General features: G+C 65.0%; 17 protein-coding genes. All 17 read left to right on the top strand.

Annotated elements, in window-relative coordinates; translation table 11 throughout:
• The first annotated feature begins 517 nt into the window (after positions 1-517).
• The 17 genes from C513_RS0109355 to C513_RS0109275 all read left to right on the top strand — a co-directional run bounded on the left by C513_RS0109355 (position 518) and on the right by C513_RS0109275 (position 12389).
• Positions 518-1075, top strand: coding sequence for a hypothetical protein (locus C513_RS0109355; protein WP_003050381.1), 558 nt, complete (start codon positions 518-520; stop codon positions 1073-1075).
• 333 nt (positions 1076-1408) lie between these two features.
• Positions 1409-1630, top strand: coding sequence for a hypothetical protein (locus C513_RS0109350; RefSeq protein WP_003050378.1), 222 nt, complete (start codon positions 1409-1411; stop codon positions 1628-1630).
• Between the two features lie 21 nt (positions 1631-1651).
• Positions 1652-2044 carry a hypothetical protein gene (locus C513_RS0109345; protein WP_003050375.1) on the top strand — a complete coding sequence of 131 codons (393 nt, stop codon included), beginning with the start codon at positions 1652-1654 and terminating at the stop codon, positions 2042-2044.
• 180 nt (positions 2045-2224) lie between these two features.
• Positions 2225-2911 (top strand): hypothetical protein, encoded by a 687-nt coding sequence (locus C513_RS0109340; protein ID WP_003050366.1) that lies wholly within the window; start codon positions 2225-2227, stop codon positions 2909-2911.
• 83 nt (positions 2912-2994) lie between these two features.
• On the top strand, positions 2995-3726 hold the full coding sequence (locus C513_RS0109335) for a DUF5983 family protein (RefSeq protein ID WP_018715758.1): 732 nt from the start codon (positions 2995-2997) through the stop codon (positions 3724-3726).
• A gap of 96 nt (positions 3727-3822) precedes the next feature.
• A complete protein-coding gene (locus C513_RS0109330; RefSeq protein WP_003050361.1) occupies positions 3823-4101 on the top strand; it encodes a hypothetical protein in 279 nt (92 codons plus the stop codon).
• Positions 4102-4389: 288 nt separating this feature from the next.
• Positions 4390-5214, top strand: a complete 825-nt coding sequence (locus C513_RS0109325) for a hypothetical protein (RefSeq protein WP_003050359.1) — start codon at positions 4390-4392, stop codon at positions 5212-5214.
• A 124-nt stretch (positions 5215-5338) separates the two neighbouring features.
• Positions 5339-5692: a DUF3085 domain-containing protein gene (locus C513_RS0109320; RefSeq protein ID WP_003050357.1), complete on the top strand. Its 354-nt coding sequence runs from the start codon at positions 5339-5341 to the stop codon at positions 5690-5692.
• Between the two features lie 150 nt (positions 5693-5842).
• Positions 5843-6379 (top strand): XF1762 family protein, encoded by a 537-nt coding sequence (locus tag C513_RS0109315; RefSeq protein ID WP_026320720.1) that lies wholly within the window; start codon positions 5843-5845, stop codon positions 6377-6379.
• A gap of 228 nt (positions 6380-6607) precedes the next feature.
• Entirely contained in the window at positions 6608-7513 is a 906-nt protein-coding gene (locus C513_RS0109310; RefSeq protein ID WP_003050351.1) for a DUF3577 domain-containing protein, read from the top strand.
• Between the two features lie 144 nt (positions 7514-7657).
• Entirely contained in the window at positions 7658-8485 is an 828-nt protein-coding gene (locus C513_RS0109305; RefSeq protein ID WP_003050347.1) for a DUF932 domain-containing protein, read from the top strand.
• 94 nt (positions 8486-8579) lie between these two features.
• Positions 8580-9269: a DUF3275 family protein gene (locus C513_RS0109300; RefSeq protein ID WP_003050344.1), complete on the top strand. Its 690-nt coding sequence runs from the start codon at positions 8580-8582 to the stop codon at positions 9267-9269.
• Between the two features lie 94 nt (positions 9270-9363).
• On the top strand, positions 9364-9702 hold the full coding sequence (locus C513_RS0109295) for a hypothetical protein (RefSeq protein WP_018715757.1): 339 nt from the start codon (positions 9364-9366) through the stop codon (positions 9700-9702).
• A gap of 103 nt (positions 9703-9805) precedes the next feature.
• A complete protein-coding gene (locus tag C513_RS0109290) occupies positions 9806-10213 on the top strand; it encodes a hypothetical protein (protein WP_018715756.1) in 408 nt (135 codons plus the stop codon).
• A 16-nt stretch (positions 10214-10229) separates the two neighbouring features.
• A complete protein-coding gene (locus tag C513_RS0109285; protein ID WP_018715755.1) occupies positions 10230-10490 on the top strand; it encodes a hypothetical protein in 261 nt (86 codons plus the stop codon).
• Positions 10491-10567: 77 nt separating this feature from the next.
• Complete coding sequence (locus tag C513_RS0109280) at positions 10568-11215, top strand: hypothetical protein (RefSeq protein ID WP_018715754.1); 648 nt, start codon at positions 10568-10570, stop codon at positions 11213-11215.
• A 25-nt stretch (positions 11216-11240) separates the two neighbouring features.
• Entirely contained in the window at positions 11241-12389 is a 1149-nt protein-coding gene (locus C513_RS0109275; protein WP_256959041.1) for a DUF6094 domain-containing protein, read from the top strand.
• The last annotated feature ends 21 nt before the right edge of the window (positions 12390-12410 follow it).

Here is a 12410-nt window from a genome sequence, read left to right as displayed (position 1 = left end):
CACGGGTGGTTCTTCTTTCCTCCCGAGCCGAAGGCCCCTGGGGCCTTCGGCGCCTTTCTCCTGCCTTTCAACGCCCCGGCCAGGGCGATGGCCCTGCGCCACACGAACGGGAGACCCACATGACCGCCAACATTGCAATCCGCCTCACTACGCACCGCCGATGCACCGAACTGCAAGGCGATCGGCAATTCCATGGCCGTGCTGTGCGTCGCGTGGCTGGGGACGCCGGCTGGTGCAGTACCTGCACAAGACGGGATCGATCGCTTCGGATTGATGCAAGACGCGGCCGGCGGGTCGCGCGATCCTCCCTCCTGCATTGCCGACGCATCGGCAACAGCCAGCAGCCAGGGTGTCCAGACTGCCGTGGGTTCCGCCCACGCCACCCGCCAGTTCGCCCCGGCATCTCTCCGGCGAACGCTGCCCACCGGGCATCGATGCCACCTTCCTCCAACCCACGGGATGTATGCCGCGTCCCGTCAGGGGCGTGTCGTCAACCCGGTCGATATCAGGACTTCCCATGGACACCATCACCCGACAAGACCGCATCACCCTCAAGAACCTCAAGGTCGCGGATTTCGCGAGCGAGGAAACGCTGTGCTTCACCGCCACCGTCATGTTCGACGGCAGGCCCATCGCCGAAGCCCGCAACGACGGACACGGCGGCTCGACGTTCGTGCGCGCGTTGCAAGGCCAGGCCGCGCTGCTGGCCCAGGCCGAGGAATTCGCCAAGAGCCTGCCGCCGGCATCGCTCGACGTCGAACGCGAAGACGACGAGCCGCTTCTCATCGACATGACGCTCGACTTCCTAGTGGACCAATTGGCCGATGCCATGCACGCGGAGCGCAAGCTGCGCACCGCGTTCAACCGCGACATCGGCAACAAGGTGCTGTTCATCAAGGACGGCAGGCTGCTGTTCCTCAAGGGCATCAAGCTCAAGGCCATTGCCGACCGCGCAGCGTATTTCGCAAAGCTGCGCAGCCGACAGGACCAGCCCATCGTCATCCTGGCCGAGCTGCCAGCGGACGAGGCATTCGCCATCTGGAAGCAGCATGTCCTGGGCGACAAGCCCCGCTGATCCAGCCTCACCGCACCGTCATGACCGCCCCGCACTTGCTGCGGGGCTTTTCTTTGTCTCTGCGTACATCAATCGGGGCTGGACCAGATGCCGATTTCCAACTGACGTGGCGCGCCCCCCCCACGAAGCTGCCCGCATGCTCGCTGATTCGTCAGCACATGCCAGCAGCCAGGGTTTCAGGCTGCCGCGGGGTTCTCCCCGCGCAACCCACCAGTCCGCATCGCATCCATTGCGCGGACGCACGTCGCCAAGACGCTGATGCTTTTTTTCAACCGCGTGCGGGAGCTGCCATCCCGTGAGGGACAGGGCCCCGCTTTTCCAAGGAGCCCATCCATGTCCCAGCAAGCCTCTTTCGGCCGATTCGGTCAATTGGCCTTGACCTACTGCGGCAAGTTCCTGCCGCTCGAAGTCCTGCACAGCGCCGCCGGCCACTACATCGGCACGCGCGATACCGAAGGTCCCGTTTCGCGGGAATCTCGTGAGTACTTCCGCAGCCATGCCGCGGCTCAACGTGCCCTCGAAAGAGGCGGCTGGTCCCAGCTCGCCGTTCCCTGATCCAACTGGAGGAATCACGTCATGAACCAGCTACTGCCGCAGGAAGTCGTCGATCAGATCGTTCGGGAAGAACGGCATTTCAGCGCCGCGCCCCAAGCCTTTTTCGAGGCATGGAAGCGTGGTGTCGAGATCGCCGGCCCGCAATGGTTTGGCGATGGCACCCGTGAAGGTCTGAACCAGGCCAAGAGCAAGTGGGATCTGCGCCCCGACATGCTGCGCCTCAACGACGCCCTCGGCGTCCTGAGCAGCGGGGAACGCATGTTCCTGTCCGCGATGGTCAGCTTCTACAACGCGCGCGAGGGCGGTGCCATGCTCAAGCGCTGCCACTTCAACGGGTTGTCGGACTTCGACGGCCTCGATCTGCCTCGTCGCCAGGTGATCGCCGACCTGCTGCTGAACTACAGCGGTTGGTGAGCCGGTCCCCGGCACACCTTCATCACTGCGTTCACGCGACCCCATGAGGGACATGCGCCTCGCCCGAGGCCATGTCCCTCGCGTTTCTCCCCGCCCAGTGCCATCCGGCATCAGGCGGTTCCCCTGCGGATGCCATCGTCCGCAAGGGCTGGCTCCGTTCATTCATCGAAAGGAGCCTTCATGGCCAACAATTACTACGAAGCCACCGGCGTTCTCGTGCTCGACCGTGTGACGCCCGTCATCCAGGCGCTGTTCGGCGCCTTCGCGCTGGACGAGAGCCATCCCGGCAACGGGCAGGCCTACATCGCCCAGATCGCCGAGACCACCAATCCGCAATGGCCGGACGTGCTCGATGGCCTGGAAGACCTGGCCACGCAACTCGGCATTCCGATGCCGGACGACGAAGGGCTTTCGATCCCGCCGCTGCTCGAACTGCTCGCCGTGCACTTCGGTGCCGATGAGGACGAAGAGCTGGGGAACTTGATCGAGCGTCATTCGTTCGAGGACACCGCCGATCTCGACGCATTGTTTCTGATCGCCACCCGATTCGATGACGGCCACCACCTGACCGCCATCCAGTTCGAGGGATGCTGGTATTGCAGCAAGCCGCGGCTGTTCGAGTTCGGCGGCAACGGCTGCTACCTGAGCCGCGAGGTCCGCGTCATCAGTTCCTCCTCGCAGGCCCTCCAGCTCGGCGACCAACTGCGCAAGGCCATTGTGGCCGCCGACATCGAAGAGGCCTCGGCCCTGATTGCGCTGGAGACCATCAATCTGCTGGCGGGCGTCAGCGACGAGCCATTCCGCATGAATTTGCGCCGACGCGTCGCCGAGCGATTGGCCCAAACGCCAACGATCAGCGTCACCTGACGCTGTTTCCTTTCTTTCCACCCACCGGGGTCAATTCCCGGTGGCGGGGATTGGCTCCATCATTATTCTGTTGGAGAAATCCCATGTCCCAGAATCCCAATCCCTTTCTACGCGGCTACTGGAATCTGAAAATCGTCCGCACGCTGTCCATCAGCCACGAGGACGGAAGCCCGCATGTCTGGCGAAACATCCACCAGAGCCAAGAACACCTCTCCGATGAGGAGCTGGTTTCAGCATCCTGCATCGTCACCAGCGATTTCGCCGTAGTCAGCAATGGCCCAGACTCCGTGAGTGCCGAGGTGCTGGCCGAACGCGATGCCGGTGAAGGCGCCTACGGCGTGGTGGGTGCCGTGGTGTACGCGATCCACGGCGACGACTTCGACGGCCGCCCCGTCCACATTGGCGACACTTATTCGGCCGAGGCCGCACGGGAAGTCGTGCAGCGGTTGAGCTTCGAGACCGGCTACTACAGCCGGTGCTGGGAAATCAGCAGCGCGCACATCAGCCACGAAACCGGCCAGTACCTGGCCAACCTGGCTGACCTCGCGACGCCGGAAGCCTTTTTGTTCATTGCGTTCCGGGTTCCCTACAGCCCGGCGATCGGCGTCAAGCTGATTTCCACGCCCTGGACGGGCCAGCACCTGCAGGACGTCGAGGAGATCTCCGCCGAGCAGCTTCGGCAGGAGCACTGCAGCAAGGGCATGCCGGACGACCTGGCACAGATCCTTGCACTGGCCGGCCAGGCCGATGTGCGCATCCTCATTCTCGATGCCGACGCACCCGTGTTGCCGGGCCTGCCGTTGGCCGGCGAATAACTGCCAGACACATCCCCAGCCTACCTTTTCCTCACCGCATGCCGGCCCGTCTCCCGCCAGGGAGCCGGGCCGGTTCACTTTCATAGGAGCGATCCCATGTTCCCCGATCTCATCTCGCCCGTATCGGACTTCGAGCACCAGCTTGGAGCCTGCTTCAATGCCATGAGCCAGGACGATGCCATCGGCCAGATCCTGGTAGTCGAGCGCATGAGCGGCATGCTGCACATGCGCCATATCGCCAGCGCCGACCTGATGGACACCGACGTGGACGACTACGAAATGGTCATCTTCGACGGTGGCAACACAAGCGGGGACACGTGGAAGCACGTGTTCTTTCCGCGTCAGCGCGAGCACTACTTCGTGTACCAAGCCTGACCCCTCCGGCCCCTTTCGAGGGGCTTTTTCTTGTACGCAGCACAGGAATGCGAGCATGTTGCGGTGCCGTTTCCTGCGGGCAGGCCGACCACCCCGGGGCCATGCTTACCCCATGTCCGTCGGCGCTGCCGACACATGCCCAGGCAGTCGAGACCTTCGAGGCTGCAAGCACGGGAAACCGTGCTGGTCGTTTCTTCCTACGGACCTACCGCGTCCATCCACGCCACCCACAAGGGACCTCTCCCTTGCGGGCGGGGAATCCCTTGTTATTTCTCAAGGAGTTTCCCCATGGACCGTTCCCTCATCAAATCCATGATGCCTTCGCTGGTCGCAGGCCATGTGCCCCGTAACGTGCGATCGTTCAAGTACCGCGTGTTCGATGATCAGCCGCTGTCCTCAACGCTGGGCTTTGCCATCGACCCCCAACCCTTCGACGGCAAGGTGGTCGCTGCGACCGACGATGCCATCGTCGTCAAGCTCAAGCCTTCCGAGTTCGCGGTGCTCGATCCCAGCCTGGTGACCACGGTTCCTGCCGAAGGCGCCAAGGTGCATGTCCAACCCTATGCCCGTCGTCGCTTCGACGGACTGCGCGCGGACACGCCGGAGGTCATCACCGAGAAGACTTCGGACGGCACGCCGTACACCATCACGAGGCACATCCTCGGCTCGGCGCCGGCCAAGCTGCCCATTCCCACGCCGCAGTGCATGGAGTTGGGCCAGCTCATCGAGCAGTTGGAAGAGATGCCGGCCCCCGATCGCTTCCGGCGCATCACCCACATGCTGGTGGATGCCGGTGCCCGCGACTTCACCTGGGTCGATCCCACGCCCTCCAAGATCATCGAGACCCCGCCGGCGATCAGCTTCACGGTCTCGACCGCGAAGTTCGAGGGCCGGGTGACGATCCTCTACGACCGCGGCGGAGACACCTACGTGGTGGAACTGCACCGTCAGAACGGTGAATCGGTCGAACTGGTCGATCGGCACGACGAGGTGTATTTCGACATGCTCGGCGAAGTGCTGGAGCGGCTCATCGACGACGGGCGCTGGCGCCAGATCGACGTGAGCATCCTCGACGCGAAGGCGGCCCGTAAGCGCCAAGCCGTCCCGGCATGACGCCCCTCGGCTGACCCGAGGCACCCGCCACGGCGTTCCAGCCATTCCGGCCGCGTGACCTACAGGCCCTTCATCCCATCGGGTGGAGGGCCTTTCTCTTTTTTTAACACAGGAGATTTCATCCATGTCACTGCGATTCAAAGGCGCCGACCTGCGCCCCGTGCTGACCGAAGCCATCGCCAATCAGTGCCGCATCGTCCTGGTCAAGGACCAGGGCGTGTACTTCCTCGCCGAGCGTGGGGAGCGTCGCCCGGATGGACGCCAGCAACTGCTCGCCTACGCCGTCGGCTGCAACCCGGACACCGACCCGTTCGATGACTGGTGGCACCTCGCCGGCCGCGAGCTGGGTGGCGACGATTTTGCGGAGTATTTCGACCCGAAGGACGGCCTGTTCACGCGCCTCCTGCACTCGGCGGACGATCTCGTGCTGTCCGCCACCGCCACGCACCTGTCCTTGGCCGTGGTGCCTCCCGCCTGAAGCGGCAACCGCCGCGCAGCCCTCGCAGCCCCCGCACCGGGGGCTTTCTTTTGTTCGCACCGCGGCCATCGCCGCGCATGCGCGTTCGTCTCCAGCCGCCAAGGCACGCCCCGCGGGCCACAGCGCCGGCATGCCACCGGAGACGACCGCATGAACACATCATCGACCTCGCCGAGGCTGCACCTGCTGCCGGTGTCGCTGCGCACGGCCAACGTCTTCGTGCTGGCACACCATCACCGTCCGGTCCAGGCTGCGAAGTTCGCCCTGGCCGTCACGCTGGTCGACAGCGACCTGATCCGCGGCGTGGCCATCGTCGGCCGGCCGGTCGCGCGGCACCTGGACGATGGCTGGACGCGGGAAGTCACACGGCTGTGCACCGACAGCACACCCAACGCCTGCAGCAAGCTATACGGCGCGGCCTGGCAGGCGGCAAAGTCGCTGGGCTACATCCGCCTGATCACCTACACCTTACCCGACGAAGGCGGCGCCAGCCCGCGCGCCGCCGGCTGGCGGCTGATTGGCGCGCGCGGCGGCGGCGCCTGGAGCCGTCCCAGCCTCCCCCTCGCCGATACCCCGAGCACCTGCGCCGCCCCAAATGCCTGTGGCAGGCGCCGGGCGGCGCGGACAAAGGGAAGCACCCGGATGCCGATTGATTGCTGCCGCGCGCGCGAGGCCCGGCCATGCTGACCCCATGCCTGCTGACGTTGTCAGCGACATGCCAGGCAACCATCGGTCTTCGAGGTTGCGGCGCAGTTCCCACTGCGTGACCGAGCCAGCTCGCACCGCATCCATCCGCGAGCGGCCACCAGCCTCTGGTGGCGGATGCTTTCGCCTTATCAACCCACCGCGGGGTTACGCACCTTCCCCGCATGCGTGGGCCGGTGTGTCTCCGCTTCATCCCAATGGAGATTCACCATGAACACCACGTCCAACGAGAAATCGTATTTCGACCTCCACACCTCGGGCATCGGCTACGTCCAGCGTGTCCGTGAAGTGCCCGTCCGGGGCGGCCGCCGTGCGCAGCCTTTCCTTGCTTGCACCATCGCCGCGCTGGTCGGCCCCGCCCGGGACCCCAGCTACCGCTACTTCGACGTCAAGGTCTCGGGTGCCGAGGCCAAGAAGCTCGTTCAGCGCTACATCGGCGTTGACGATCCCAAGCAGCGCCCGCTGGTGCGATTTCGCCTCGGTGACCTGTGGGGCGATGCGTACATCCGCGACAAGGGTGAGCAGAAGGGTCAGGCCGCCGCGTCCCTCAAGGCGCGACTGCTCAAGGCCGAACTGATCGACCGGGCCGAACTGGCTTCGATCGAGCAGCACGAGCTGATCACCCGCGGCATCGGCTATCTCAATCGTGTGAAGGACGTCACCCCAAAGGCTGGCGACTCGTTCCTCTCTTGCACCGTCGCAGCACTGGCCGGGCCTGTCGATGAACCGGAGTATCGGTACTTCGACACCATCGTCGCCACCCCGGAAGCCGAGCATCTGGTTCGCCGGTGCGTTCAGGCCATCGAGGGTGACCGCAAGGTGCTGATCGCCTTCCGTCTGAACGACATGAAGATCGATCCGTACATCCGCACCAAGGGCGAGCACGCCGGGGAACCGGCCGCAAGCCTGGAATCGACGCTGGTCCACATCGGTCTGATCAAGATCGACGGCACCCAGGTCTATCCGACGAGCCAGGCGCAACCCGAGGCGCCGCCGGCCGAAGACGCATCCGCGTCCGAAGCCGACGACGCCATCGACACGGCCACCGAGCCCGCCGAGCGCGAGCCCGAGGCGCAAGTCGAGGAGCAGGAGCCGGCATTGGCTGCTTCGTTCTGATACGGCATGGCCCCTCACGGGGCCTTGTCGCTTCTCTTCCCGCATCCGCCGCGTCCCCATGACGCGCGCTTGCGCATTTCATCCCCCGAGTTCCGCGTGGTCTCACCGCCGCGCGGTTACCGCATTTCTCAAAGGAGATCAGCCATGTCTCTGGCATCCCGTTTTGCTCCGCAATCCCCGATCCTGCGCTCCGATCGTCCACTCTCGGACGACCGCATTCGTGCCGTCGTTCCGTCGATCTTCGCCGACGCTCCGCATGGGAGCCGGTCCGATCGGTATGCCTACATACCGACCTCGACCGTGCTGACCAAGCTGCGCCAGGAGGGCTTCGAGCCCTTCATGGTGTGCCAGACACGCGTGCGCAACGAAGACCGGCGCGAGTACACGAAGCACCTCATCCGACTTCGCCATGCGAGCCAGATCAACGGCGACGAGGCGAACGAGATCATCCTGCTCAACAGCCACGACGGCACGAGCAGCTATCAGATGCTCGCCGGCATGTTCCGGTTCGTCTGCCACAACGGCCTGGTTTGCGGTGACACCACCGCCGACATCCGCGTTCCCCACAAGGGCGACGTGGCCAGCCAGGTGATCGAAGGTGCCTACGGAGTCCTCGAAGGCTTCGAGCGCGTGCAGAACGCGCGCGATGCGATGCGCACCATCACCCTCGATGAGGGCGAAGCGGAGGTCTTTGCAAACTCCGCGCTCGCACTCAAGTACGACGATCCAGCCAAGTCCACGCCTGTCACGGAGAGCCAACTGCTGGCACCCCGGCGATGGGACGACCGCAAGAACGACTTGTGGGCCGTCTTCAACCGCGTCCAGGAGAACCTCGTCAAAGGGGGCCTGAACGGACGCACGGCCAACGGCCGCAATCAGCGCACCCGTCCGGTGCAAGGCATCGACCAGAACCTGCGCCTGAACCGGGCGTTGTGGCTGCTGGCCGAAGGCATGCGCCAGCTCAAGGCGTGATGCCACGCGGACCTCGCCCACCTCGGGCGAGGCCATTTCCTCTCATCCACCGGGTGCCGTCGGCGGCCCGTCATTCATCATCAGGAGAACCATCATGGCAACCCCATCGGCTTCCGAGAAATCGGTTGCGCCCATCGTCGTCCCCGGCCAGCTCACGCTGCGTACCATCCGCGGCAAGAACGGCCCGTTCACGGTTGGCCGCCTCGCCACGCACCTCGGTACTTTCGAGGTCAAAGACCCGGAGCTGGAGCAGTACCCCGAAGGCAAGTACGACGGGGAATTCATCATCAGGTACATCTTCCCGAAGTCCTATCCGGTCGGCGGCGGCATGCGGTTCGAGATCCGTGCCAGCCTCGACGGCATGACGCTCAACGGCATCGACAAACTCAGCCGCGACGAAGCCCGCAGCTTCGCCACCCAGGACGTCGATCCGCTCGATGAAGAGCAAGGGGCGCAGCCTGCGACAACGCCGGCCAAGCCGACCAAAGCGTCCAGGCCCGCCAAGCCCGCACCCGTGCAGGCGTCCGCGGACCCGATGGTCGATACCACGCCCTTTGGCGTGGATGCGCCGCCACCTGCTGAGGCTGCTGCCCCCGGCAGCACCCAAGACGGTGACCCCGCGCTCTTCGGCCTGCTGTGGCCGCTGGGCGAGTCCGTGAAACTGGATTCGACCATCGACCGCCGCGCTTTGCGTGCACAGATCGCCCGCCTGGGCGAGCTGGGCTACGCGCTGGACTTCAAGACGCAGGAGTGGAGCCGCCAGGCCGAACTGCAACCTGCGTGATCGTAGACGCCGCATGCGCGGTGTTCTTCATCCACCCGCCGGGGTTCCTTCCCCATGCGGGGGAGGCCCTGGCCATCTTCTGGAGGTCTTCATCATGTCCACCATCGCTTGCGATATCCCCCGCTCCGCGCTGGATGAACCCGCGTGGCGGGCTCTCTGCGAGACGGCAGCCGCACAAGCCACCAAGGGTTGCGGACTGTCTCACGACTACTACGTCGAACGCTTCAGTTCGGCGATCGACGCGCAACTCGGTCGATTGCCGGAAGAACAGCGCGCACAGGCGCTGAAGATCGCACAGGAATGGGACTACGCAACACCGGCCGAACGGCAGGAAACCCAGGACTGGAATGCGGAGCATGGCTACTGCTCGCATGGGATCGAGTTCGGCTACTGCCCGGCCGGTTGTGATCGCGACGATGACGACTGGGACTGAGGGCAAAGCATAGGTTCCTTCGTCGCACACGCGGCATTCCATCACCCGCTGGGGGTTCTCCCCCACGGGGAGGCTTCCGGCTCCATTCTTCAGGAGGCCTCTCATGGGCTGGTATTTCTCCCCCCAATCGCGGTCTGAATTGATCGCGGAACTGATCGCACCGCAAGTGACCGAGCGCGCCAGCGTCAAGGTCATCGCCCACGCGCTGCGCGGCAACGTCCTCTGGTCCGTCGCGGAAGTGACGGCCAGGGCCGAAGGCGTGCATCGTGATCTCGCACCGGGCCAGTCCCTGCGCTACATCCGTTGCGATCTGCTGGAACGCAGCGGCAACCAGTGGGGCTACAAGCCGCTGGACGAGTCCATGCACCCGTACTACTACTCGTGCCCGTTGAGCTACCTCGACATGGCGCCGGAGCAGTCCGCCGACTGGCGTGCAGGCGTTCGCGCCTACCACGCGCGGCGGCGCACCCCCACGGCATCCACGGCACCCGCCGCGGCGCTGTTGGCCTGAGCCAGGAGGAACCGACATGGACCCGATCCTGGCTGCGCTCCCCGCCTCGCTGTTGAAACTCGTTGAAGGCAGTTTGTCCAACGACGAAGTTTCCTCCGACGAGGAAATGCTGGGGTACTTCATCGACAACGGCCTCACCGAGGAGCAGGCACGGCAGGCACTGACCTACCGCGACCAGTACCTCAACAACATCTACCTGGACGGCTTCACGCCGATCACCGCGGTGGACGAGGCGCTTCACTTCAATCCGCACACCCGGCAGTTCGAGCCGGACTGAGCGACTTTCTCCCACCCCCTGGGGCAGTACTTGCCCCAGGGGGGCGGTGCTGTTCCCGTTCATCCGAGGACACCACCATGCCCGCAAACACTTCTTCCACGCTGTACCGCATCGACGAATGCCCGGACGTGATGGCCGACGCCTGCGTCGGCGATGACCAGGGCAACCTGATCTTCCTGTCCATCTGGGCACGCGACACCGCCGTCCAGCAGTTCCTCGCTCGCCTGACCCTCGGGCGCGACGAGCAAGGACTGGACCAGTTCCACGTCATCACCAACCAGGGCGGCAGCGTCCCGGTGTTCATCGGCAACGTCGATCGACTGGAAAAGCGCATCACGCGCGCCTACCGGCGAACGCTGTTCGGATCGCTCTCCAACGTGTGGCTGTTCGACCGGCGCTGCGTCAAGCCCGACAAGGCCAACGCCAGCGCGCTGGCATTGCTGCCACGCGATAGCGCCCACCGGCTTGACCGCCTGTGGATGCTGGTGCGGGACACCTGCCCGTTGCCGCTGCTCGACCACTGGCGCGAGACCGTGCTGGAACTGCTGCAAACCCGCGAGATGCTGGCCCGCCTTCCGTTCGCCCACGGGCCACTGGAAGGCCATCGGCTCGCCATCGACGTGCCGGCGCTGACCCTGGCGCTGGGTTCCCTGATCCGCAGTGACGTGCTCACCGCCTATCCCTATCCGGCCAAGATCTGGACGCCGGAAGCGGTAGCGGCTTGACCCACCCTCGGAGGCACGCCTTGGCGTGCTTCCGCCATTCCTTCCCGCCAACCAGGAGACTTCCATGGCCCTCATGTTCCCGCGGCTCGCCCGCAATTTCGCCAAGAACGGTTACTACCCGACCGACGAACCCACGCTCGAAAGAGCCCTCAACGCACTGATGCCCAGCGACGGGCCGATGTGCATCCTCGATCCCTGCGCCGGCGAAGGCGTGGCGATCGCCGAAGCCGCCCATGCCCTCGGGCGCGAGCAGGCCAAGGCGTTCGCCGTCGAGTTCGACGCGGAGCGGGCACGCCATGCCCGCGGCCTGGTCGATCACTGCCTGCACGCGGACCTGATGGACACGATGGTCTCCAAGCAGTCGTTCGGGCTGCTCTGGCTCAACCCGCCGTATGGCGACCTGTCCAAGGACGTCAACGGCAACATCGGCTACCAAGGTCAGGGACGTGCCCGCCTCGAAAAGCTGTTCTATCAGCGCAGTCTGTCGTTGCTGCAATACGGCGGCGTTCTGGTCTTCATCGTCCCCGGCTACGTGCTCGACGCGGAACTGGTCGGCTGGCTGACACGCCACTACACGGACCTGCGCATCTACCGAGCGGTGGAGACGCAGTTCAAGCAGGTGGTGATCTTCGGACGCCGGGTGCGCCAGCGCGAGCTGGCGTCGGATTCGGGCAAGGCCGTGCGCAATCTGCTGCTGCAGATTGGGCTTGGCGAAGTCGAACCCGAGGAACTGCCGAGCGATTGGCCGTTCCTGCCGTACATCGTCCCCGCCAGTCCGGCCGAGCCGGAGTATTTCTTCCGCGTGACGATGGAGCCCGAGCAGTTCGCCGATGAAGTCGGCAGGCTGCAAGGCCTCTGGCCGTCGCTGGACACGCACCTGGGGGCCGCGCAGCAGTCGCTGCGTCCACCGGCGCGGGCCTTGTCCCACTGGCATCTCGCCCTGGCTCTGGCCGCGGGCGCGATCTCGGGGGTTGTGCGCTCCAAGACCGGGCGCGTGCTCGTCGTCAAAGGTGACACCCACAAGGACAAGACGCTCCAGCGGGAATTCACCGAACGGGAAGACGGCTCCATCGCCGAGACCCGCATCCTCACCGACAAGTTCGTGCCCGTCATCCGCGCATGGGACATGACGCCTGGCTCCCCGACACGGGGCGAGGTGCTGACCATCCGCTGATCCACCGGACGCCCGACGTCC

Origin of the sequence: Allobrachymonas chironomi DSM 19884 (assembly GCF_000374625.1) — a bacterium.
GTDB classification, from domain to species: Bacteria; Pseudomonadota; Gammaproteobacteria; order Burkholderiales; family Burkholderiaceae_C; genus Brachymonas; species Brachymonas chironomi.
The sequence above is the reverse complement of the archived record's forward strand: the minus strand, read 5'-3'. Positions and strand labels throughout refer to the sequence as shown.

Coding starts and splice junctions, on each gene's coding strand:
- C513_RS0109355 (WP_003050381.1), top strand. CDS start 518: ATGGACACCATCACCCGACAAGACCGCATCACCCTCAAGAACCTCAAG.
- C513_RS0109350 (WP_003050378.1), top strand. CDS start 1,409: ATGTCCCAGCAAGCCTCTTTCGGCCGATTCGGTCAATTGGCCTTGACC.
- C513_RS0109345 (WP_003050375.1), top strand. CDS start 1,652: ATGAACCAGCTACTGCCGCAGGAAGTCGTCGATCAGATCGTTCGGGAA.
- C513_RS0109340 (WP_003050366.1), top strand. CDS start 2,225: ATGGCCAACAATTACTACGAAGCCACCGGCGTTCTCGTGCTCGACCGT.
- C513_RS0109335 (WP_018715758.1), top strand. CDS start 2,995: ATGTCCCAGAATCCCAATCCCTTTCTACGCGGCTACTGGAATCTGAAA.
- C513_RS0109330 (WP_003050361.1), top strand. CDS start 3,823: ATGTTCCCCGATCTCATCTCGCCCGTATCGGACTTCGAGCACCAGCTT.
- C513_RS0109325 (WP_003050359.1), top strand. CDS start 4,390: ATGGACCGTTCCCTCATCAAATCCATGATGCCTTCGCTGGTCGCAGGC.
- C513_RS0109320 (WP_003050357.1), top strand. CDS start 5,339: ATGTCACTGCGATTCAAAGGCGCCGACCTGCGCCCCGTGCTGACCGAA.
- C513_RS0109315 (WP_026320720.1), top strand. CDS start 5,843: ATGAACACATCATCGACCTCGCCGAGGCTGCACCTGCTGCCGGTGTCG.
- C513_RS0109310 (WP_003050351.1), top strand. CDS start 6,608: ATGAACACCACGTCCAACGAGAAATCGTATTTCGACCTCCACACCTCG.
- C513_RS0109305 (WP_003050347.1), top strand. CDS start 7,658: ATGTCTCTGGCATCCCGTTTTGCTCCGCAATCCCCGATCCTGCGCTCC.
- C513_RS0109300 (WP_003050344.1), top strand. CDS start 8,580: ATGGCAACCCCATCGGCTTCCGAGAAATCGGTTGCGCCCATCGTCGTC.
- C513_RS0109295 (WP_018715757.1), top strand. CDS start 9,364: ATGTCCACCATCGCTTGCGATATCCCCCGCTCCGCGCTGGATGAACCC.
- C513_RS0109290 (WP_018715756.1), top strand. CDS start 9,806: ATGGGCTGGTATTTCTCCCCCCAATCGCGGTCTGAATTGATCGCGGAA.
- C513_RS0109285 (WP_018715755.1), top strand. CDS start 10,230: ATGGACCCGATCCTGGCTGCGCTCCCCGCCTCGCTGTTGAAACTCGTT.
- C513_RS0109280 (WP_018715754.1), top strand. CDS start 10,568: ATGCCCGCAAACACTTCTTCCACGCTGTACCGCATCGACGAATGCCCG.